This window comes from Bradyrhizobium sp. Unk1 (genome assembly GCF_059512345.1).
In genome coordinates this window covers 154,500-176,250 of the sequence record NZ_JCAMOP010000013.1, presented here as the reverse complement: position 1 = coordinate 176,250, position 21,751 = coordinate 154,500, and the positions used below count along the sequence as shown (strand labels likewise).

Genomic DNA, 21,751 nt, shown 5'->3' with positions numbered 1-21,751 from the left:
ACGGCGAGGTCGTCACGGATCGCCGAACGGGCGCGGACCTTCGCAATTGCAGCAGTACCGTTAAGCTCAAAAACACCAAGGACGTTTACGTGCCGTTCGACACTCGTCCCCTAGCTTATTGATCGGCTGGGGACTTCTCGATGGGCTTACTCTCCCGAACGCGCGGCGCTTTCTCCATCGGCAGTACGAACGACCAGCTCGGTCGTTCGTTGCTCGTCGGGCAATTCCACGTGCTCCGGAAACAGATACCGGTTCTCTACGCCGTTCTGCTGGTCGACAGTATCAGCGTAGGGCTCGTGCTTCCATCCACGGTATCCGCCTGGCTCCGATTTGCGCTGCCCGCAGCACTCCTTGCCATCTGCCTCATTCGACTGATCCAATGGATCCGCTTGAACGGCGTCGACTTCACCCCCGAGGAGGCCTTTCGACAGCTCGTCAGAACCCGGCTCGTGGCGGTGGTGCTCAACACCGGGTTCGTGCTCTGGATTCTGGCGCTGTTCTGGGCCGTCGATCCCAGTCTCCGCGCACCCGTGGCGCTGCTCGTGTTCATGGGCTGCGTCGGCACCGCCTATTGCCTCGGCAGCTTCCCGCCGGCCTCCCTGCTAACCATGTTGATCGCCGGCGGCCCCATCGCGGCGGTGCTGCTGATCTCAGGGGACGGGATGATGATCTCGCTCGGGATCAATCTGCTGCTGCTCCTCGTCCTGCTCGGCCGAATGATCAACACCAACTTCCGGTCCTTCGTTCAACTGGTTCAAACCCATGGCAGGTTGACGGAAGAAGGCGAGCGCGCAAGGGCTGCGGAGCAGACCGCTACCGCCTTCGCCGAGCGCTTCGACACGGCCCTGAACAACATGTCCCACGGACTTTGCTTCTTCGACGAGGACCAGCGCCTGATCGTCTGCAATCGCCCGTACCTGGAGATCTACGATCTCGATCCCGAGATGGTCCAGCCGGGCATGAGGCTGAACGACATCGTCGACCTTCGCTATTCGGTCGGCAGTGCACCGAAGATGTCGAAGCAGGACTATCTGATCTGGCGCAACAGCGCTCCGGTGATCGCCCAGCAATCGGACACCACGGTCGAACTGACCAACGGGCGCATCGTCCGCATCCGGCATCGCCCCATGGAGGGCAAGGGCTGGGTCGCGACCCACGAGGACATCACCGAGCGTCACCGGACCGAGGCCGCGCTCGCCGAGGCCAAGGTCGCAGCCGAGCGGGCCGAAGCCGCTGCCCGCGCCGCACACACTCATCTTACTGAGGCGCTGGACGTAGTCCCCGAAGGGCTCGCGGTCTTCGACAAAGAGGACCGCCTGGTGCTGTGGAACCGGCAGTACGCGGAGGTCTACGCGGCGAGCGAGGAGGCCCTCGCGAGCGGGACGCCGTTCGAAAACATTCTCCGGGTCGGCCTCGCGCGAGGACAGTACCCTGAAGCGATGGGCCAGGAACAGGAGTGGCTTGCCGAGCGCATGGCCCGGCACATGCTGCCCAGGCACACCCACGAACAGCATCTGGCCGGTGACCGGTGGATCCGCGTCGAGGAGAGACGGACCTCCGACGGCGGAAGCATCGGGGTCAGGATCGACATCACCGATCTGAAGCGGCGCGAGGCGTCCTTCCGCCTTCTTTTCGAGGAGAACCCGCTTCCGATGTGGGTGGCGGACACGAAGACGCGGCAACTGATCGCCGTGAACGGCGCGATGTGCCGCCATTATGGCTATCGGCGCGAGGAGCTCCTCTCCATGACCGAGCAGCAGCTCGAGTGGGGAGAGCCGGACGACGGGTCGGAACGCGACTGCGAGCTGCAGAGAACCGCATGCGGCGAGGTGATCCAGGTCGTGATCGAGTCCCGGCCGCTCGTTTACGACGGACGCGCTGCTCACGTATGCGTCGCCTTCGACGTCACCGAGCGCAACCGGACCCAGGAGAAGATTAGCTATCTGGCTTGCCATGACGCCCTGACCGAATTGCCAAACAGGGCGGCGCTGGATCAGCATCTCGAAGCCGCGATCGACCGAGCGCAGGTCACCGGCAACGGCCTCGCCGTGCTCTGCATCGATCTCGACCACTTCAAGGAAATCAATGACCTGTTCGGCCACGCGGTCGGGGACGCCGTGCTTCGCGAAGTCTCGATACGCCTTCAAGAGGCAGCGAGAGGTTCTTACGTGGCCCGCGTCGGCGGAGATGAATTCATCGGCATCACCGAGGAAATGCCGTTACCGGCAAGCGCTGAACTGCTGGCGACCAGGATGCGCGCCGCCTTCGAACGTCCGATCGAAGTCGAGGGTCACGCCCTGAACGTCGATCTCTGCATCGGCGTGGCCGCGTTCCCGAGGGACGCGCACGACGCCGTCTCGCTGCTGGCGAACGCCGATGCTGCCCTTTATCGGGCCAAGCACGAGGGCAGAGGCGCGATCCGCCTGTTTACAAGCGCCATGGACCAGCAGCTTCGGGACCGTCGGGCCATCGAACACGACCTGCGGTTCGCGGTCGAGCGGGGCGAACTCTATCTGGATTACCAGCCGCAACAGCACAGGGATGGCCACATCACGGGATACGAGGCGCTCGTTCGCTGGCGACATCCCGTCCGCGGGATCGTCCCTCCCGGAGAATTCATCTCGATCGCAGAGCAGAGCGGCTCGATCGCGCAGATCGACGACTGGGTGCTGATGGAGGCATGCAGGGAAGCCGCCTCGTGGGACCAGTCCCTAAGGGTGGCGGTCAACGTCTCCGCAGCGCAGTTCCGCCGGGATAACCTTGATGTGCAGGTCCGGCAGGCCCTGCGGGAGAGCCGACTTCCGGCGTCCCGCCTGGAGCTCGAGATCACCGAAGGCGTCTTCATCGAGGATATTGCGCGTGCCAAGAAGGCGATGCAGTCTCTCAAGAACCTCGGCATATTGATTGCGCTGGACGACTTCGGAACTGGTTATTCCTCCTTGTCATACATCGAGGCGTTTCCTCTGGACAGGATCAAGATCGATCGGTCCTTCGTCGCCTCGCTCGGGCAGAGCGAGCGGTCGGTGGCCATCGTACGGGCCGTGATCGGCCTCGCCCATGGGCTCGGCATACCGGTGCTCGCGGAGGGGATCGAGACCGACCCGCAAATGTCGCTTCTCCTGCAAGAGGGTTGCGACGAGATGCAGGGATACCTGATCGGCCGGCCTGGAAGCTTGGCCACTCCAAAGAAGGACAAGAAGCTCCGACTGCGCGGCGTCTCGTGAATCCCAGCCGCCGAGCGCGCGCGACACCACGAAGTTCAGTCGCGGTCGGGGCTAAGTCATGCTTCGCCGGTGCCGGAGATCGTCGAGGGCGGGGTTGTGCGCGGCGGCGGCAGCGGCCTGGCGCGTCCGGCAGGTTTGGTCTTGGCGTCGTATCTCTTGGCCAAATCGAGCAACCGCCTTCGTGTGAACGGGTCCGCCTTCTCCGCCAGGTCTCGTGCGCGCTGCGCGAAGCCGCTGAAGTCTTCCATGACGCCACCCCACAACATTGCCGAAGGCCGATCTTCGATGATCGGCGAGGTTTACGTCAAGACATTGCTTGTGCCCGCCTGCCAAGCGGCACTACGCTGAAACTCCCGCGGGGGAAAGCCAAATGTCACTACATTCGATCGGAAGCCGTGCCCTCACTGCGGGCGGCCCATGAACGGCGCCGAACGGTCGCCGGCGGACAGGCCGCCCGTGTCGGCGGCCACTGACCCGTAGCGTCAACCGTCGCAAAGCCAGGACTGGCAAGTTCGTCCCGGGCATACCAACTTGTTTTGTAGATGCCACACATCGGGAGGTGCGCGTGTCGACGGTCGCAAAGCTGCTTGCGCGGAAGGAGCGGCTTCTAGAGCAGCTCGAGAGCAACCCGGGCCCGAACGAACGCGAGGAGATCGAGAGGCTGCTCGCGCAGATCGAGACCGCGCTGAGCCTGCTCGCTGCAGGAGATGCTGCCGCCCCAAGCGAGGAATGATCCCAGCTCGTGTCCGTCACAACGCGCTGAGATCGTCCGGCACCTCGCCGAACTTTCGGATCACCTTGGCGTCGCCGAAATCGCCGCTGGACGGGTCTCCGGTCGGGGAGAAAGGACTCTGTCTTCTCTCGAAAAGGATGCGCGCCGCTTGAGATACTCCGGCGTCTTCCCAGGACGAGATCGCTCGAAATCCTTCGCGATCAGCGATGATGTTTCGCGAACAGATCGGGCGGGTCCGACCGTGGCCAGCTGCCGTCGCAGATCCCCGATTGCCACGGACCTTTACGGCCTCGAAGCGGCACTCCACAGCATAAAGTGGTAGTTAAAATTAGCTCGTAATTCGCAATGTTACCTCAGCGGACTGGTGCTACGCTGTGTCTAGCGGGGGACTAACAATTGGCGATCTACCGAATACTTCAAAACTCACCCCTAGGGCCTGAGGAGATCACGCGGCTTTCCAAAGCTTACGAACAGGCCCTGCGCACGATTGGCGTGCAGGATCGGAACGACCCTCTCACCGAATTGATTGCCAAGAAGATTATCGAGATCGGTCAGACCGGCCTCAAGGACCCGGCCCAAATCTGCGTTCGGGCCGTCGAGGCACTGGGCCTGCCGAAAGGATAATTGCCCTGGGAATGGCCGTGGTGCGCCGACACGCAACGCGAGGCGCCCGAGGGGTCGGCATCGGCATGGGACCTGAGTTGGCGCCTTTCCTTAGCCGGGGACTGCCGCGGCCTGGACGCATTTCCAGTGGTTTCAAGGCGTGGCCGCCCGCGCTAGAGGCCGTCGACCCTGGCTTCGGATTCAGAGGAGCAGCAGTTCGGCGGCAGCGGCTACGACGCGGCACCGCGACCTCTGAGGACCAGATTTTCGAAACGACAGCGCGATGATGGTGAGGTGAGGCCGTCGACGAACTCCGGCGCCTTCTCGGTCGCGGCGCTCCCTCATGGAACTCCCCTCCAATGAATGCCGCAGAGCCCGACCTGCCGCCGATCCCTCCGGAGAAGCGGCCGCAGGATCCCGGCATGGACGGGAGCGACATACGGTTCGAAGGAGAGCACGCCGGTCGAACATCCCGACACCATGCCACAGGTAATCTAGGTGACCGATGCCGAGGGGCGGAAGGCCGCATACGCCTCCCCGCTTTGATCCTGCGATGGGCTCATCGAGCGCAGAGAGGGGAAGAGGCGACCTTCTGTCTTGTCATTGGTTGGACGACATTGTCCTTGATTGGATTCAGGTGGACTTCGGTTGCTGGAGCTAGCTCGAACTAGCCCATGATGGATTGGAACGAGAATTCAGGATTGGCAATCGGTTAGAGGGCCGCGTGTTGAGCACCATCCAGCGGGAGATCAAGAAAAATCCCTCGGAGGCTAGCATCGCGCACTCGTTCGACTATCGGCCGACCGAGTTTTGCACTAAAGCGTTAAGGTGCCGGGAGAGGCCGCAGGGGAGGTCTCGGCAGCTCGCGCGAGATCGCCGCAGAGACACGAGCGCCGGTTCTCACCTTCTGCAACTTCTCGGGACGGCTGGTCCACTGCGTGCTGATCAACTATCCCACCATAAGCGCATGCCTGAAACGACATCCCAATGACCGCTGACGGTATCGGCTGATAGTTGGCCAAAGCCCAAGAGGAGACCGTTTCGCCTTGGTGTGGTTTATTGCGTCGATTGATTCCGATAGTTGCTGAAGGTGCCAAGCCTGAGAGCGTCGCAAATTTTCCTGTGAACTCAAGACCGAAGAATTCGGGCGGGTATACCGTCGGCATTAGACCGTCAGCTTTGAGGATTTGTGCTTGGAAATCAACGCGAAAACGTCTTCGTAAATCATTGAGTGGGAGTAGTGTGATCGGATGCTGCTGCGCGGTTTGGCGTAGGCTTCGTAGGTGCTCCATTGGCATGTCGACTGTCGTGGACCTCGACTTAAAACCGATCCACGTCGCCGTCAAACTCCGGTTTGGCTGATATCGAGCTGCGGCGTGCTACAGCGTGCAGAAGGGCCGGAGTCGTTTGGAAGGTCTACGGGGAAGGAAGCCACGCGTCGGCCAGCCGTGGTCGGGCCGAAACGCTGGCCGGGCTCATTGCGCAGGATCCATCAACGTTTTTAGCGGAAGGGCATGCTTCACGATCGGAGATTTAAGAACGATGTAGCTAAAGTACTTCTCGATCCCAACATTGCGCTCGAGCAAGTTTTCCATTCGCTCTTGATAGTGATTGATATTACGACACACAAAACGGAGCAGGTAATCGTAGCCGCCGCTGACGAGATGACATTCCATAAGCTCGTCGACGTTGCGCATGTTAGCCTCGAACTTTACGAAATCCTCCTTGCGATGATCAACAAGCGTGATTTCGGTAAAGACTGTGATGCTCTCGGTTAGTTTGGACAGATTGATCTGAGCGCCGAAGCCCGTGATGTAGCCGGCGGCTTCGAGCCGCTTCACGCGCTGCAGGCAAGGGCTTGCGGAGAGACCGACGGCTTCCGCGAGATTCGCGTTCGTCATCCGCCCGTCCTTTTGCAATTGGACGAGGATGTTCAGATCAATACGATCGAGCTTCGTAGCACCGTTCATGGGATCGCCTCCATACGGGCCGCCGATTTACGGATGGCCAGACACCTGGCAGCTTTTTCCCGGCTGGTTTCTCAGGTCCACGGGCGGCCGAGCATTTCGTCTCGTTCGGGATGCCGGAGCACGGATGAATATAGCGGCAGGCCATACATTGAGAGAGGGTTCGGACACTTAAGTGTCCGGCGTCGCCGAAGTTCGGGCGCCGACGCGGTAGAAGTCACTGGTTTGCCGTCGCCGTTTGACGGTTACCTCTTTATGAACCAGTCCGACTCCGCCGGTCGATCGAAAGGTACTGACGATGTCTCGACGAGCACTTGAGCTTTTCTCGGAGGCCGCAGATCACGTGCGGTCCGATTTCGGGCCGGAAAAAGCGTACGGGTTGGTCGAGAGCGCCCTGAGCGATCTCGTCGGTTTCAGGCTTTTGACGATTTTGCGCGTCGAAGGCAATTTGGTACGTCGAATGCACACCAGCGATCCGGCAGGTTACTCCGTCGGTGGGACGAAGGACATAACGGCAGATGCGTGGTTACGGGCCATGCTCGACGCCGGTCGTCCCGTCGTCAGCGAAACGCCCGAACTGGTGCGCGAACGCTTTCCCGACCACGACGCGATATTCTCGCTCGGCTGCGGCGCGGTGCTCAACGTTCCCGTGGTGGGGGCGGGAGTAACGCTCGGCAGTCTTAACCTTCTTCACGAAGCGGGCCACTATAGTCGTGAACACGCTTTGGTCGTCCGTCCGTTTGCGATGCTGCTGGCGTTGGCGTGGACCGCCGAGTAGCGGAAGGCGGAAGCTTTCCGAGCCAGGCTCGGTATGCGAGGAGCCGGACGCCTGCGCATCCGGCCCCCACGATCGGACGGCCTAAGCGACGGCCTTCACGCTCTCGGCCGAGAGCGCGGCATCGATGATCCCGACAGCTCTGTCGAGATCTTCCTCCGACACGACCAGCGGAGCCAGGAATCGGATGACGTTGCGGTGAACGCCGCATTTGATTACCAGAAGCCCTCGCTGGCGCGCGGAATCGATCACGCGCTGCGCCCGGTCCGGATCCGGAGTCTTGCTCTTCTGGTCGGTGACCAGTTCGATCGCCTGCATGAAGCCCAAGCCACGCACGTTGCCGACGATCGAGTGCTTCTTCGCCAGATCGCGCAGTCCTGCCTGTAGGCGTTGGCCGAGCTTTTCGGCGTGATCGAGCAGCCCATCATGCTCGAAGGCTTCGAGTACCGCGAGCGCCGCCGCACAACTGACGGCGTTGCCGCCGTAGGTGCCGCCGAGACCACCGGGCAGGGGAGCGTCCATGATCTCCGCGCGGCCGACGACGCCGGAAAGCGGGAAGCCGCCGGCCAGACTCTTAGCGACCGTCACCAGGTCGGGCTGGATCCCGGAGTGTTCGAAGCCGAAAAGCTTGCCGGTCCGGCCGAAGCCGGTCTGGATCTCGTCGGCGATCAGGACGATGCCGTGGCGCTTCGTGATCTCGCGCAACGCCTTGAGGAATGGCGCCGGCGCCGGGAGGAAACCGCCGTCGCCCTGCACGGGCTCGATGATGATCGCGGCGACGCGATCGGGAGCGATCTGCGTCGCAAAGACCTCGTCAAGAGCTTCGAGCGCGCGCTCGGTCGTCATGTCGCGATAGGCGTCCGGGAATGGCGTGTGGAAGATCTCGGAGGCGAACGGTCCGAAGTTCTGCTTGTAGGGCTGGCTCATCCCGGTGAGGCTAACGCCCAGCATGGTACGGCCATGAAAGCCGCCCCGGAATGCGATAATGGCGGAGCGGTTGGTGTAGGCGCGCGCGATCTTGACGGCGTTCTCGACGGCCTCGGCGCCGGACGTCAGGAAGATGCTCTTATAGGCTTCTCTCTTTCCGACCAGGGTGTTGAGCTTCGCGGCGAGATCAAGATATGGTCGATACGCAGCAACCTGGAAGGCCATATGCGTGACGTCCTTGAGCTGCTTCTCCACCGCGGCCACGACGCGCGGATGGTTGTGCCCGACATTGAGCACGCCGATGCCCGCCACGAAATCCAGATACTTATTGCCGTCAACGTCCCAGACGTACTCCCCTTGAGCACGAGCGACGGTGATCGGGTGCGCAGTGAGAACACCGCGCGGCACGTTGGCATTGCGCAGCGCGTTGAGTTCTGCGGCGGTGGATTGAGCGGCTGACATGGCGTGATCCCTTGCTGGTGTATTGGCCTGGCCACCGGAGCCGGCCTTGACGGGATCCTAAGCACCTCGCATCGATCAATTTGCCGAAGACGGCGTCCAGACAGCATGCTCTGTCGTCGTTGGATCGCCAAACCGCAGGCCGTGCTGCGGCACGCGCCTAGAATATCGGCTCGCCGACCGCGACCCCGCTGCGGGGGCTCAGCACGATCACCTTCCCATCGGCATCTTTCGCGCCGAGGATGAGAAGTTCAGACGTGAAACCGGCGATGTTCTTTGCGCCGAGATTGCAGACGCAAACGACGAGGGTGCCGACCAACGCTTCCGGGGTGTAGTTCGTGATCTGGGCGCTCGACCACATGATCCGGTCGGCCCCGACGTCCACGCCCACCTTATAGGAGGGATTTCTAGCTCTGGGGAACGGCTGGACTTCGACGACCTTGCCGATCCGGATGTCGAGACGCGCGAAGTCGTCGTAGGTGGCCAAGGCCTTGAGATCGGTCATTCCGTATCACTCCGTGGATCCGTGCGGTAGGCGCGGAAGCTCATTAGACCACCTCGCGGCAGCAGGACATTCTGTAAGAGACGCTTAGACGGCATTATTCGCGCGTCGGGCCAGATTCATCGGCAGAGCCTGTCGGGGCGACGGTGCCATGCTGAGGGCCTCAATTCTGGAGGTCTCCATGTCGCTGCGCGAGCGTTTGAAGGATTCGAGTCTATTCCGTGAGCAGGCTTTCGTGGGGGGCGTCTGGGTCGACGCCGCTGCGGGCGCCAAGGTCCCGGTGATCGATCCCGCCACCGGCGCCGAGATCGGCACGGTGCCGGCCCTGGGTGCGGAGGAGACCAGACGTGCGATCCAGGCGGCCGAGGAGGCTTGGCCGGCCTGGCGTGCGCTGCCCAGCAGCGAACGAGGACGGTTGCTGGAACAGTGGTGTAGACTGATGCTCGACAACATCGACGATCTTTCCACGATCATGACGGTCGAGCAGGGAAAACCGCTGGCGGAATCCGCTGGCGAGATCCGCTACGGTGCCGGCTTCATCAAATGGTTCGCGGAAGAGGCGCGCCGACTCTACGGCGACACCATACCTGCGCCGACGTCGGATCGTCGGATCATCGTGCTTCGTGAGCCGGTGGGTGTTTCCGCCGCGATCACACCGTGGAATTTCCCCAACGCGATGATCACCCGCAAGGCAGGCCCGGCCCTTGCCGCCGGTTGTCCGATCGTCGCCAAGCCGTCCGAATTGACGCCATTCTCCGCACTTGCGTTGGCGGTCCTCGCCGAGCGCGCCGGTATTCCGAAGGGTGTGTTTTCGGTGGTGACCGGAATGCCTCAGGAGATTGGAGGCGAACTCACTTCGCATCCTTCGGTACGCAAGCTTTCCTTCACCGGGTCGACGCGCGTGGGCCAACTCCTGATGCAGCAGTCGGCCTCGACGGTCAAACGCGTCAGTTTCGAGCTCGGCGGCAACGCGCCCTTCATCGTATTCGACGACGCTGACGTCGATCTCGCCGTCTCCGGATTGATGGCGAGCAAGTTCCGGAACGGCGGCCAGACCTGTGTCTGCGCGAATCGCGTTCTCGTTCAGGATAAGATCTACGACAAGTTCGCCGACCGTCTGCTGGCCGCGACGTCGAAGCTGGTCGTCGGCAGCGGTCTGCGCGAGGGAGTCACGATCGGGCCGCTGATCAACCGCGCCGCGGTCGACAAGGTCCGCCGCCATATCGACGACGCGCTCTCGAACGGCGCCTCCCTGATGCTGGGAGGAAAGACGGGGACCAAGGACCAGTTCGTCGAACCTACGGTCCTTTCGAACGCGACCGCGGATATGCAGTTGGCCAACGAGGAGACCTTTGGGCCCGTCGCTCCGTTGTTCCGCTTCAAGCACGAAGACGAAGCGATCCAGATAGCCAACGCAACTCCCTACGGATTGGCGTCCTACTTCTACACCTCAGAGATCAATCGCTCCTGGCGCGTCGCCGAACGGCTCGAGTTCGGCATGGTGGGTCTGAACACCGGCTCGGTCTCGCTAGAAGTCGCGCCGTTCGGCGGCATCAAGCAGTCGGGCATCGGCCGCGAGGGCTCGAAGTTCGGCATCGACGAGTATCTCGAGATCAAGGCGTTCCACATCGGTGGACTGTCCGCCCAATGAGCAGGAGCGCCACCGACCGATCAGCCTGTCAGAAGCCTCTGCACCAGGTCCGGCGTGTTCGTGACGCTGTACTTGCGGAGCAGGCGCGTCTTGTAGATGTCGACCGTTCTCGGACTGATTCCGAGGGAGAGGGCTGCTTCCTTGCCGGTCTTTCCTTCGATCAGAAGGGCGGCGATGTCGCGCTCGCGCGGCGTGAGAGAGCCGCCGATCGTGACCTTCTTCGGTTGGCGGCTCGAAAGCTCGGTGAAGACCCACAGCGTGTTCCGATGCGGATCTTTGGGCGTGTAGGTGAACCCACGCACGTGGACCCAGAACAATTCGCCGTCGAGGCGGCGCATGACGCGATCGTCGGAGAACACCTTTTCCTTCGCCAGCAGCGGACCGACGCGCTGGCCGGCGCTTTCGAAATGCGTGTGGCTCGGATAGAGCCGCTCGAAGGTAGTACCGGTGAACTCGTTTGGCCTTCCGCCGAAGATCTCCGCAAAAGCCTTGTTGCACGCGGTGATGACGCGATTGCTGGCGATGGCCTGGCCGACGGGCGCGTCCTGAAACGCGCGGCGATAGTCGATGTCGGCGGACGCAGCTTTCATGTTTCTTCCCCGGCCTCTGGTTCTGGTCGAACACTTAAGTGTCCGACACCTATAGCATTAAGTGTATAGGTCTGCGTAACCTAATGGAATAGGTGATGGGTGGAAACATCGAAATAAAAGCGCCGGAAAAATCCGGCGGATACGGCGCAAAGGCGTGCCGAACCCTTCATCCGTCCGGTGGAACGTCATGAGGTGTGCCGATGACGACGTCAGCGTCGTTGCTTGAGGTGAACGATATCAGGGCGAGCTTCGGCGGCGTCCGCGCCCTCGACGGCGCGAGCTTTTCCGTCCAAGCGGGCACCATCACCGGTCTGATCGGCCCCAACGGCGCCGGTAAGACGACCATCTTCAATTGCATCTCCGGGCTCGTCGACGGGTTCTCGGGCGCCGTGCGCTTCGACGGCGCCGATATCTCCCGTGCTCGTCCCGAAGTCGTTTCGCGATCCGGTCTGGTGCGTTCGTTCCAGCTTGCGCGCGGATGCCCGCTCATGACGGTCTTCGAACATCTCATGCTGTACGGACCGCGGCAGGCGGGAGAGGGTGTGCTTCGCGCGCTCACGAATCCCGGCGCGGTCCGCCGACAGGAAGAGGAATTGCGCGAACGCGCCCACGCGGTCGCCAAGCGCCTTCGGCTTGACCACGTGCTCGATAATCTCGTCACCGACCTGTCCGGAGGACAGAAGAAGCTGCTGGAGATCGGGCGGGTACTCCTCGCGGATCCCAAGATGGTCCTGCTCGACGAGCCGATGGCCGGGGTCAATCCGACCCTCGTTGGCGAAATCGCCGAGCAACTCGCCGCGATCGGAGAGTCGGGCGTCACCATCCTTCTGATCGAGCACGAAATGGAGCTCATCGAGCGGCTCTGCGACGACGTCATTGTCATGGCGGACGGGAAGTTCCTGACGAGAGGCAGCTTCGACGAAGTGACGGCCGATCGTCGCGTGCAGGAAAGCTATCTTGGAGTGCAACTGCAATGACGACGCTGAACGCGAACGCGGTCTGCGGCGGCTACGCGACCGCCGATTTCATCGTGAAGGGCGTGGATCTCAAGGTCGCGCCCACTGATCTTGCCGTCATCATCGGGCCCAACGGCGCCGGCAAGTCGACATTCCTGAAGCTGCTTGCCGGGCTTCTGCCGAAGCGGACCGGCGACGTCTCGATCGATGGGACCGCACTCCCTGCCGGAGACGCCCATGCCGCCTGTGAACGCGGCATCAGCTTCGTGCCGCAGGAGCGGAACGTTTTCGGCAGCCTTTCGGTCCAGGAAAATCTGGAGATGGGCGGTTACCTGCTGCGATCCGGGTTGAAGGATCGGATCGAAGAGCAGTTGAACCGATTTCCGATGCTGCGCGGACGGCTTCGCGACAAGGCGGGAAATCTGTCCGGCGGTCAACGGCAAGTGCTGGCGATGGCCGTGGCTCTCATGACCAACCCGAGCGTCCTGCTCTTGGACGAACCCACAGCCGGCCTCTCGCCGGCGGCGGCGAAGGACATCTTCGTGCTGGTCCGCGACCTCGCGGCGAGCGGACTGGCGATCCTCATGGTCGAGCAGAATGCGCTCTTGGCGCTTGAATACGGAACGCGCGGCGTCGTCCTGGTCGCCGGCAAGAAGGTCCGCGACGCTGCTGCAGCCTCGGTGATGGAGGACGACGAGATCAGGCACCTGTTTTTGGGGCGGGCCGCGCCGGCGGCCGCGCACCGACATTGAATCATTGCAACCCGTGAACGGTGAGGAGTCGGACATGTCGAACTTGGATAGACGTACTTTCCTGCAGGCCGGCCTGGGCGTCGGCGGGCTCATGCTCTCGTCGAGCCTCACCCGCGCGTGGGCGCAGCAGGGCGATCCGATCAAGATCGGTCTGATCATCCCGCTCACCGGAGCGACCAGCCAGTTCGGCGCTACGATGGGCCAGGCGGCCAAGGTCGCGGTGACCGAAATCAACGGGGCGGGCGGCGTGCGCGGGCGCCCCGTTGAAATCGTGATCGAGGACGACCAGAGCAATCCGGAAGCCGCAGTCCGTGCGGCGCACAAGCTGATCGACGTCGACAAGGTGGTGTCCATCGGAGGTTCCTATGCCTCGGCGGTGACGTCGGCCATCGCGCCGCTGTGCTGGGAAGGAAAGACGACGCTGCTGACCTCGTCGGGGGCCGACAGCATCACCAAGTTGCCGCACCAGGGTTACATTTTCCGGACTTCGCCCACCGTCACGCTGCAGGGCACCAGCGTCGGCAAGTACGCGGTGGAACTCGGCGGCAAGAAGATGTTCTTTCTCGGTCCGCAAACACCCTTCGCGCAGTCGTACATCGACATCATCTCCGGAATCTTCAAGGCCGCCGGCGGATCCGGCAGCGGGTTGATCTACGAAGACAAGAAGTCGAGCTACAGGTCGGAGGTCGATCAGGCGCTCAAGGAGTCGCCGGACGTCATCGTTCTCGGCGGCTACGTGCCGGACACCTCGGTTGTCCTGAAGGATCTCTATCGCGCCGGCTACACCGGCAAGAAGCTCGGCTTCTCGTTCGGCATCAACGATGCGTTGACGAAGGCAGTTCCTGCCGAAGTCTCCGAGGGAGCATATTCCCTGATTCCGTCGGCAGCCGAGGATTCTGAAGCCTACAAGCGGCTCATCGGCAAGTTGGGCAGGGCTTCTCTCGATAGCTATTCCTGCCAGGTATACGACCACGTCGTTCTGACGTCGTTGGCGCTCGCGCGCGCGACTTCCGGTGCGGTGAACGGCACCGCGGTCCGCGACAATCTGCGCGCGATCTCGGCGGGCGAAGGCAAGCGGACCGACGACGCCGTCGATGCGCTCAAGACCGTCGTCGCCGGGGGGCAGGTGAACTACGACGGTCCGAGCGGTCCGCTCGAGTTCGCTGACAACGGCGACGTCAAGGGCGTCTTCTTCCGCTACGAACAGGTGCAGGGCGGCAAGCTCACGCTTCGCAAGGTCGGTTGACGCAACAAAGAGAGCGGACGCCATGTTGACCGACCTGCTGCAGTATTTGGTGAACGGACTGATCGTCGGCGCGCTCATCGCGTTGCCGGCGCTCGGTCTGACGTTGATCTTCAGCGTGCTGGGTTTCGTCAACTTCAGCGTCGCTGCGCAACTCACGGCCGGCGCGTACGCGGGCTGGCTCGCGAATACGACCCTCCATTTGCCTCTAGTGCCCGTTCTGGTCATCGCCTTCCTGGTCGCCGGCGCGCTTGGGGTCGTGACCGATCGCATCGCGCTTGCGCCGATCCGACGCAGGCCCAGCGCCCAGACTCCGCTGATGGTGGCGGTGGTCTCGATCGCGCTGAACATGGCGCTGGAAAGCGCCTATCGCTTCTCCTTCGGGAGCGGCCTGAACAGCTTCGACATGCCGATCGCCCGCGACATGAAGGTCGGCGGCATCCGCATCGGGCTGCAGCAACTGCACAATCTCGAGATCGCGATCGGGCTCGCCGTTCTTCTGGCGTTGTTCTTCTCGTTGACCAAGCTCGGCAAGGCCATGCGCGCCGTCGCCGACAACGCCGATCTGGCCCGTCTCAAGGGCATCGAGCCGGTCCGTCTCGCCAATCTCGCCACGTTCATCGGCATGGGCCTGGCGGGCGTCGGCGGGGCGCTGCTTGCGATCGACACCAGTGTCGATCCGTCGACGGGATCCAGGCTGATCCTCCTGATCTTCGCCGGCAGCGTCGTGGGTGGCCTGACGAGCCTTCCCGGCGCGGTCGCCGGCGCGCTGCTGATGGGCGTCATCGGCGAATTGGGTCTTCTGGTCCTCCCGCCGGTCTATCAGTCGCTGACTGCCTTCGTCGCGATCCTGATCACCCTGCTCGCGCGTCCGGGCGGCATCTTTTCCGGAGCCTCGGGGGTGCGAAAATGATCTCCTATCTGATCTTCGCCGGCACCATCGCCGGATTCTACTCTCTGCTTTCGCTGGGCCTGGTCACGGCATGGGGGCAGGGTGGACTGGTGAATCTCGGCCTGGTCGGGTTCGTAGGCTTGGGCGCCTATACGTCGGCCCTGCTTTCGGGCGCGGGTTATCCGATCTGGATCGACTGGGGCGCGGCCGCCGCGGTTTCGGCGGCGGTTGGCGTCGCGCTTTGCCTGGTGGTCCGGAACCTTCGCGGCGACTATCTCGCGATCGTGACCCTCGGCTTCGCGGAGATCCTGCGCCTGGCCGAAACGAACGAAAAATGGCTGACGAAGGGCAGCGACGGGATCTCGGGAATCGTTGCGCCGTTCAAGGCTCAACTCGGAGACAACTTCGCCGTCTTCTATCTCGTTCTGACTTGGGTTCTTGTCGGTATCGTTGCGTTCGTTCTCAATTGGCTTCTCCGAAGTCCCTTCGGGCGGGCGCTGCGCGCGGTGCGCGACGACGAGCAGGTCGCGGCCGTGGCTGGAAAGTCGGTCCTCCGGCTCAAGCTTCAGGCTTTCGGAATCGGTGCGGCCCTCTCGGGCCTCGGTGGCGCGCTCTATGCGCATTTCACCAGCTACATCGCGCCCGACGTCTTCATCACCCAATTGACCATCTACATCTTTCTCGCGGTCACCGTCGGCGGGTACACACGCCTCGCCGGCGCCGTGATCGGCTCGCTGGCCCTGGTCGCATTGCTCGAGGCGACCCGCTTCGTCGCCGCGTGGGTCCCGGGCCTGGACGCGGTGCAGGTCGCCTCGCTCCGCGAGTTCGCGATCGCCGCGACCCTGATCGTCGTCATGCAATTGCGGCCCGAAGGCGCGTTCCGCATGACCAACGAACGGTCGGGCCTTGGTGCTTCTCGCCCGGGTCCGGACGCCTGCTACGGAAAGAAGGCGATACTCGATGACGCAACCTGACCTCGACGGTGCCGGCGAAGAGTTCGCCAAGATGTTCGCCGCGGGCGGCCTGCCTCAGGTCGAGGCCGCGACGTCGCGGACCCGCGGGCGGGGGCCGTTCAAGCGGCTGGTGCTGCGCGGCGCCTCCATCATCGACGGTACCGGTGCTCCTCCCTGGGGGCCCGCCGACGTGGTCGTCGAGAAAGGCCGGATCACGGTGCTGAAGAAGGTCGGCACACCGAAGCTTCCGATCAATCCGCAGCGCCGTCCCGCAGCGGGCGACTTCGAGATCGACTGCACCGGCAAGTTCCTGACGCCCGGCCTGGTCGATGCCCATGCCCACATCGGCGCGCCGTTCCATGCAGAGAACGGTCCCATGCCGAGCGCCGACTACGTCTACAAGCTTTGGCTGGCGCACGGGGTCACGACCATCCGCGAGACGGGCTGCTTCAACGGCCTGCAGTGGACACTGCAGCAGAAGCAGGCGGCAGCCGAGCATCGCATCGACGCACCGCGCATTCTGGCCTACGCGCCCTTCCCGGGCACGAACGACTACATCAAGACGATCCACACTCCCGACGACGCGCGCAATTGGCTTCAAGCGGTCAAGGACCGGGGAGCGGACGGCATCAAGTTCTTCGGAGCCCCGCCGGCGATGATGAAGGCCGCTCTGGAGCAATGCGCCAGCCTTGGCTTGCGGAGTTGCTGTCATCACGCGCAACTGGCCGTCGGCAGGATGAACTCGCTGAGAACGGCGCAATGGGGGTTGACGAGCACGGAGCACTCCTACGGAATTCCCGAGGCGCTCCTGGACGGTCAGACGCTGCAATCCTTCCCGCCAGAGTACGACTACAACGACGAATACCTGCGCTTCTCGACCGCCGGACAGACGTTCCTGCAGGCGGCTAAGCCCGGATCGCAGAAGTGGAACGACGTCCTCCACGCATTTCTTGAGGCCGGGCACACCTTCGTCCCCACCTTCAACGTCTACGACGGCAACCGAGACCTGATGCGGACCCGCCGGGCGGATTGGCACGATCGCTTCACCGATCCGACCCTCTGGGCCTACTTCCAGCCGCAGCGCGGTGGACACGGTGCGTATTGGTACCGTTGGTCGACGACCAACGAGGTCGAATGGCGCGAGACGTTCCGTCTGTGGATGAGGTTCGTCAACGACTACAAGAATCTCGGCGGGCGCGTGTGCGTCGGGTCCGACTCCGGCTTCATGTTCCAGACTTACGGCTTCGGCCTCGTCCGCGAGCTCGAACTGCTTCAGGAGGCCGGCTTCACTTCTCTCGAGGTCTTGCGGGCAGCGACGACGTGGGGCGCGGAACTTCTCGGCATCCAGGACGACGTCGGAACGCTGGAAGTCGGAAAGCTCGCCGACATCCTTGTGCACGACGAGAATCCGCTCAACGACTTCAAGCTCCTCTACGGGACCGGTGCGATGCGACTGGACGATCCGTCGGCGTCGGTCGTGTGGAAGCGCAGCATCTCCAGCGTCATCAAGGAGGGCTCCGTCTTCGATCCGGCCGAGCTACTCGCCGACGTCGAGGAAATGGTCAAAGCGCGCAGGAGAGCGGCGTGAGAACCGGATCGCCCCCGACGCCCGAGTTCGTCCTGCTGACCGGCAGCCTCGGTAGCGGCAAGACGACACTACTTTGCGACTATCTTTCGCTGCCCGATTCCGCCGACACCGGCGTGATCGTGAACGAGGCTGGCGAGATCAACGTCGACGGAGCCGTCGTGTCCTCAGGACGGCGCGATCTGCCGATGACCTTGCTGGGGAACGGTTGCGTATGCTGCTCGTTCGGTGACGACCTCCATTCGGCGATCGACGAGTTGCTCGCCGCGCGGCGGCAATCGGGCGCAGGCGAGTTCCGCCGAATCATCCTGGAGACCAGCGGCCTGGCTATGCCTAGCCCCATTTTGCGCTCGCTGATGCGCTACGACAGGGCTGAATATCGGCTTCGCATCGTCTCGACTCTCGATGCGGTCGCCCCCCGCGCGGACGACGTGACGTTTCCGATCCGGTCGGCGCAATTGACTGCCGCCCAATCCATCGTCCTGACCAAGCTCGACCGGGTAACTCATGGCGCGAGAGGGGCCGCCGAGCGCGTCGCCGGAGAGTTCAATCCGGCCGCCGTTCTGGTGACGACCGAAGACAGATCGGCTCGCGCTCGCGCGGCGTTTGCGCCGAGCGAACTCGAAGCAAAGAAGGTGGCGAGCCAATTTCAGGCGATCGCCGCCACCGACCACTCGCGGCTTGGCGTCTTCTTCGCGGAATGGCCCGGCTCCGTTCCGTGGGCGGATTTGGGTGACTGGCTCGAGGATCTCGCCGGGCTTTGCGGCGATCGATTGCTGCGCGTGAAAGGATTGGTGTCGGTGGGAGGCGCCCCCCGACCGATCCTGATCGACGGCGTCGGCACGACGTTTGCCGAGCCCCGCTGGACGGACGCCGACCTCGCAGCGGGACGAGGCATTGTCATCATCGCCCGCGACGTCCGCCTGAATGAACTGACCGAGATGTCTGGTGCCTATTCGCCGAACGTCAGGCCGTCCCTGAAAGCTACGTCGAGCGCGCTGCCTGAGCGCCACTGAAGGACGGTCGATGTCTCGCGGACCAGAAACTTCGGACGCCTCAGCGGCCGTCGCCGAGTTCCAGCGGATAGACGACCGCGCCGGCGTTCAGCAGGTTCGATGGATCGAAGGCGGTCTTGATCCGGCGCATCGCGGCGACGCGCCCGGCATCGCCGTACTTCTCCAAGAGATGCCTCTTGAACCGGCCGACGCCATGTTCAGCGCTGAAGGTGCCGTCGAGGGAGGCCGCGATGTCGTAGAGCTTCAGGGACAGACCGTTCTCGATCTCGCGGCTGAATTCGATCCGATCGAGGCCCGGCGGGACGAGAACGTTGTAATGGAGATTGCCGTCGCCGACGTGGCCGTAGACGGAGAGTTCGAGGTCGGCGGCATGGCTCCGCACCTGAGCGCCGGCGAGGTCCAGAAAGCGCTGAATGGCGGAGAGCGGAACGGAGATGTCGTGCTTCACGGACCCGTTGCGGCGCTTCTCGCCCTCGGGAATCGTCTCGCGCACCTCCCACATCGCCGATCGTTGGGATCCGCTTTGTGCGAGAAACGCATCGTCGAGCCATCCGGATTCCACCGCTTCGCCGAGAACCGCCTCCATCAGCCCGTCGAGATCGAGATGATCGGAGGAGGAGGCAAGCTCGACGAGGACAGCTCCGCCCGGGCCGGCGCCGACGGAGGGCGGATTGATCATCGAGTCTGTCGCGAGCGAAATCGATCTGGATGTCATGAATTCGAACGTGGTGAGCAGGTCGGCCGACTGACGCCGTACCAACGCGAGGAGTTCTGCGAGCGGGGCGCCGGCGGCGAGCTTCAGCCAGGCGGTCGCGCGGCGGACCGGAGAGGGCGCGAGCCGCAGCACCGCGCCGGTGACGATGCCGAGGGTCCCCTCGCTTCCGACGAAGCATTGCTTGACGTCGTAGCCCGTATTGTTCTTCCGCAGTTTGCGCATGTCCGAGACGACGGTCCCGTCCGACAGAACCGCTTCGACTCCGAGGATCAGGTCGCGCGTCATTCCGTATTTGACGACCGACAGACCGCCGGCATTCGTGCCGATATTGCCGCCTATACGGCAACTTCCCTCCGCGCCGAGGCTGAGCGGCAACAGGAGCCCCGCGGCCGCTGCGGCGTCCTGAACGTTCTTCAGGATGGCGCCGGCGTCGACCGAAACGGTCATCGACACCGGATCGATTTCGCGGATCCCGTCCATCCGCTCCAGACTGACAATGATCTGACGTCCGGAGGCGTCCGGCGTCGCGCCCCCGCAGTAGCTGGTGTTGCCGCCCTGCGGAACGATGCCGACGCCGAGACGTGCCGCCAACTTCACGATGTCGGCGACCTGCTGCGTGCTTGCCGGCCTCAACACTGCGTAGGCCGAACCCGTGAAGAGTTGGCGCTGATCCGTCGTGTAGGTGGCGATGCGTTCCGGATCGTCGACCACGCCCGCCTGGCCGATGAGATCGCGAAACGCGTGGATTGGTGCGGAGTTGGACATGCCGCTGCTCCCGATTGCCGTCGGGCGATCTTCGCGCATTCGCGCGGCAGCGCTTGCCGTTCGACCGCAATTTCGAAAAAGGCTCTGCCGAATTATCGCGATGTTCGGCAGTTCCGACTTCCCGGGTTTTGTATTGATCGGCGTGGAGTTGCTTCGGCTCCCGAGGAGATCATCGATGACCCGTCCAACGATCTATCAAGGCCCTGTGTTCGATATGGCGCGCCGTCAATTCGGCGGAGTGGCCGACTTGCTCGATCTATCGCCCGACGAGCGGGACCGTCTGCTCTATCCGAAGCGCGCGATGGCCGTGACGTGTCCGATCCACCGCGACGACGGAAGCGTCGCGGTCTTCGAGGGCTACCGGGTGCAGCATCATCTGACGCTCGGGCCGACGAAGGGCGGAACGCGCTTCGCGCCCAATGTGGACCTCGGCGAGGTCGCAGCCCTCGCCGTATGGATGAGCTGGAAGTGCGCGCTGTCCGGACTGCCCTACGGCGGAGCCAAGGGTGGCATCGCGGTGGATCCCCGCGCGTTGTCCAGGCGCGAACTGGAGACTTTATCCCGGCGATACATGCAGGAGATGATCCCCTTCGTCGGTCCCTACACGGATGTGATGGCACCGGACCTCGGGACGGACGAGCAGGTGATGGCCTGGTTCATGGACACGTACTCCATGTACCAAGGCCGAACCGTGACCGAGATAGTCACCGGCAAGCCGATCTCCGCTGGCGGAACGCACGGTCGGCGGGATGCCACCGGCAACGGGGTGGCGCACCTTGCGGGTCGGGCGATGGAGAAGCTCGGGATCGATCCGAAATCCGCGACGGCCGTGGTTCAGGGATTCGGCAACGTCGGATCGGTGAGTGCGGTGGCGCTGGCGAAGCAGGGTGTTCGCATCGTGGGCATCAGCGATCACTCCCTGGCGCTGCACGATGCCAAGGGCTTCGATATCGAGGCCGTCCTCGGGCACGTGCGGCAGACGGGCGTCCTGAAAGGTTTCGCGCAGCAGGCGGAGATCGATCCCAAAGAGCTTCTGATGACCGCGTGCGACATTCTCGTCCCGGCCGCGGTCGAACGTGTCATCGATGCATGCAACGCGGCGGCCCTCAAGTGTCGAATCATCGCCGAAGGCGCCAACGGTCCGACGACGCCCGATGCCGACGCGATCATCGAGGCGCGTGGAGATATCTTCGTCGTGCCGGATATTCTCTGCAACGCGGGCGGCGTCATCGTCAGCTATTTCGAGTGGGTGCAGGATCTCCAGAGGCTGTTCTGGGACGAAGCGGAAGTCATGCGGAGGCTATACGAAATCCTGGACCGCAGCTTCGCGCAGGTGGTGGGACGCGCCGAGCGGCTGAGCATCTCCAACAGAAATGCCGCGCTATCGATCGGTGTGCAGCGCGTTCGCGACGCCAAGGGCACCAGAGGTTTGTTTCCGTAGGC

General features: G+C 63.2%; 19 protein-coding genes. 13 read left to right on the top strand and 6 right to left on the bottom strand.

From position 1 onward, the window contains the following. Positions 1 to 140 precede the first annotated feature (140 nt). Entirely contained in the window at positions 141 to 3,224 is a 3,084-nt protein-coding gene (locus tag AC5ZFO_RS18875) for an EAL domain-containing protein (protein WP_496122344.1), read from the top strand. Between the two features lie 56 nt (positions 3,225 to 3,280). Here the strand turns inward: AC5ZFO_RS18875 and AC5ZFO_RS18870 are convergent, their stop codons facing one another. Next, positions 3,281 to 3,472, bottom strand: a complete 192-nt coding sequence (locus AC5ZFO_RS18870; RefSeq protein ID WP_496122343.1) for a hypothetical protein — start codon at positions 3,470 to 3,472, stop codon at positions 3,281 to 3,283. A 317-nt stretch (positions 3,473 to 3,789) separates the two neighbouring features. Here AC5ZFO_RS18870 and AC5ZFO_RS18865 point away from each other — a divergent pair, with 317 nt between their 5' ends. Together AC5ZFO_RS18865 and AC5ZFO_RS18860 are read left to right on the top strand one after the other, a co-directional pair. Beyond that, complete coding sequence (locus AC5ZFO_RS18865; protein WP_496122342.1) at positions 3,790 to 3,957, top strand: hypothetical protein; 168 nt, start codon at positions 3,790 to 3,792, stop codon at positions 3,955 to 3,957. Between the two features lie 396 nt (positions 3,958 to 4,353). Continuing rightward, positions 4,354 to 4,581: a hypothetical protein gene (locus AC5ZFO_RS18860; RefSeq protein WP_496122341.1), complete on the top strand. Its 228-nt coding sequence runs from the start codon at positions 4,354 to 4,356 to the stop codon at positions 4,579 to 4,581. Between the two features lie 1,454 nt (positions 4,582 to 6,035). Here the strand turns inward: AC5ZFO_RS18860 and AC5ZFO_RS18855 are convergent. Further along, positions 6,036 to 6,530 (bottom strand): Lrp/AsnC family transcriptional regulator, encoded by a 495-nt coding sequence (locus AC5ZFO_RS18855; protein WP_496122340.1) that lies wholly within the window; start codon positions 6,528 to 6,530, stop codon positions 6,036 to 6,038. Positions 6,531 to 6,870: 340 nt separating this feature from the next. On the opposite strand from AC5ZFO_RS18855, the gene AC5ZFO_RS18850 reads away from it, so the two are divergent. Continuing rightward, a complete protein-coding gene (locus AC5ZFO_RS18850) occupies positions 6,871 to 7,305 on the top strand; it encodes a GAF domain-containing protein (RefSeq protein ID WP_496122339.1) in 435 nt (144 codons plus the stop codon). An 81-nt stretch (positions 7,306 to 7,386) separates the two neighbouring features. On the opposite strand, the gene gabT is transcribed toward AC5ZFO_RS18850, so the two are convergent. Together gabT and AC5ZFO_RS18840 are read right to left on the bottom strand one after the other, a co-directional pair. After that, positions 7,387 to 8,691: a 4-aminobutyrate--2-oxoglutarate transaminase gene (gene gabT / locus AC5ZFO_RS18845; RefSeq protein WP_496122338.1), complete on the bottom strand. Its 1,305-nt coding sequence runs from the start codon at positions 8,689 to 8,691 to the stop codon at positions 7,387 to 7,389. Between the two features lie 157 nt (positions 8,692 to 8,848). Then, the gene (locus AC5ZFO_RS18840; protein ID WP_496122337.1) at positions 8,849 to 9,193 is read right to left on the bottom strand and encodes a tRNA-binding protein; all 345 of its coding nucleotides are present in this window, start codon (positions 9,191 to 9,193) and stop codon (positions 8,849 to 8,851) included. 148 nt (positions 9,194 to 9,341) lie between these two features. Here AC5ZFO_RS18840 and AC5ZFO_RS18835 point away from each other — a divergent pair, with 148 nt between their 5' ends. Beyond that, positions 9,342 to 10,841: an NAD-dependent succinate-semialdehyde dehydrogenase gene (locus tag AC5ZFO_RS18835; RefSeq protein WP_496122336.1), complete on the top strand. Its 1,500-nt coding sequence runs from the start codon at positions 9,342 to 9,344 to the stop codon at positions 10,839 to 10,841. Between the two features lie 20 nt (positions 10,842 to 10,861). Here the strand turns inward: AC5ZFO_RS18835 and AC5ZFO_RS18830 are convergent, their stop codons facing one another. Then, complete coding sequence (locus AC5ZFO_RS18830) at positions 10,862 to 11,431, bottom strand: LuxR C-terminal-related transcriptional regulator (protein ID WP_496122335.1); 570 nt, start codon at positions 11,429 to 11,431, stop codon at positions 10,862 to 10,864. A gap of 200 nt (positions 11,432 to 11,631) precedes the next feature. Here AC5ZFO_RS18830 and AC5ZFO_RS18825 point away from each other — a divergent pair, with 200 nt between their 5' ends. The 7 genes from AC5ZFO_RS18825 to AC5ZFO_RS18795 are packed head-to-tail and all read left to right on the top strand — an operon-like array spanning position 11,632 to position 18,828. After that, complete coding sequence (locus AC5ZFO_RS18825; protein ID WP_496122334.1) at positions 11,632 to 12,408, top strand: ABC transporter ATP-binding protein; 777 nt, start codon at positions 11,632 to 11,634, stop codon at positions 12,406 to 12,408. Then, on the top strand, positions 12,405 to 13,139 hold the full coding sequence (locus AC5ZFO_RS18820) for an ABC transporter ATP-binding protein (protein WP_496122333.1): 735 nt from the start codon (positions 12,405 to 12,407) through the stop codon (positions 13,137 to 13,139). Before AC5ZFO_RS18825 ends, AC5ZFO_RS18820 begins: the two co-directional genes overlap by 4 nt. A gap of 34 nt (positions 13,140 to 13,173) precedes the next feature. Beyond that, positions 13,174 to 14,385: an ABC transporter substrate-binding protein gene (locus AC5ZFO_RS18815; RefSeq protein WP_496122332.1), complete on the top strand. Its 1,212-nt coding sequence runs from the start codon at positions 13,174 to 13,176 to the stop codon at positions 14,383 to 14,385. 22 nt (positions 14,386 to 14,407) lie between these two features. After that, positions 14,408 to 15,295, top strand: a complete 888-nt coding sequence (locus AC5ZFO_RS18810) for a branched-chain amino acid ABC transporter permease (RefSeq protein WP_496122331.1) — start codon at positions 14,408 to 14,410, stop codon at positions 15,293 to 15,295. After that, entirely contained in the window at positions 15,292 to 16,248 is a 957-nt protein-coding gene (locus AC5ZFO_RS18805) for a branched-chain amino acid ABC transporter permease (protein ID WP_496122330.1), read from the top strand. The genes AC5ZFO_RS18810 and AC5ZFO_RS18805 overlap by 4 nt, the downstream gene beginning before the upstream one ends. Next, a complete protein-coding gene (locus AC5ZFO_RS18800; RefSeq protein WP_496122329.1) occupies positions 16,235 to 17,815 on the top strand; it encodes an amidohydrolase family protein in 1,581 nt (526 codons plus the stop codon). The genes AC5ZFO_RS18805 and AC5ZFO_RS18800 overlap by 14 nt, the downstream gene beginning before the upstream one ends. Next, complete coding sequence (locus AC5ZFO_RS18795; RefSeq protein WP_496122328.1) at positions 17,812 to 18,828, top strand: CobW family GTP-binding protein; 1,017 nt, start codon at positions 17,812 to 17,814, stop codon at positions 18,826 to 18,828. Before AC5ZFO_RS18800 ends, AC5ZFO_RS18795 begins: the two co-directional genes overlap by 4 nt. A 40-nt stretch (positions 18,829 to 18,868) precedes the next feature. Here the strand turns inward: AC5ZFO_RS18795 and AC5ZFO_RS18790 are convergent, their stop codons facing one another. After that, positions 18,869 to 20,308 (bottom strand): FAD-binding oxidoreductase, encoded by a 1,440-nt coding sequence (locus tag AC5ZFO_RS18790; RefSeq protein ID WP_496122327.1) that lies wholly within the window; start codon positions 20,306 to 20,308, stop codon positions 18,869 to 18,871. A gap of 175 nt (positions 20,309 to 20,483) precedes the next feature. On the opposite strand from AC5ZFO_RS18790, the gene AC5ZFO_RS18785 reads away from it, so the two are divergent. Further along, complete coding sequence (locus tag AC5ZFO_RS18785) at positions 20,484 to 21,749, top strand: Glu/Leu/Phe/Val family dehydrogenase (RefSeq protein WP_496122390.1); 1,266 nt, start codon at positions 20,484 to 20,486, stop codon at positions 21,747 to 21,749. Positions 21,750 to 21,751: the final 2 nt, after the last annotated feature.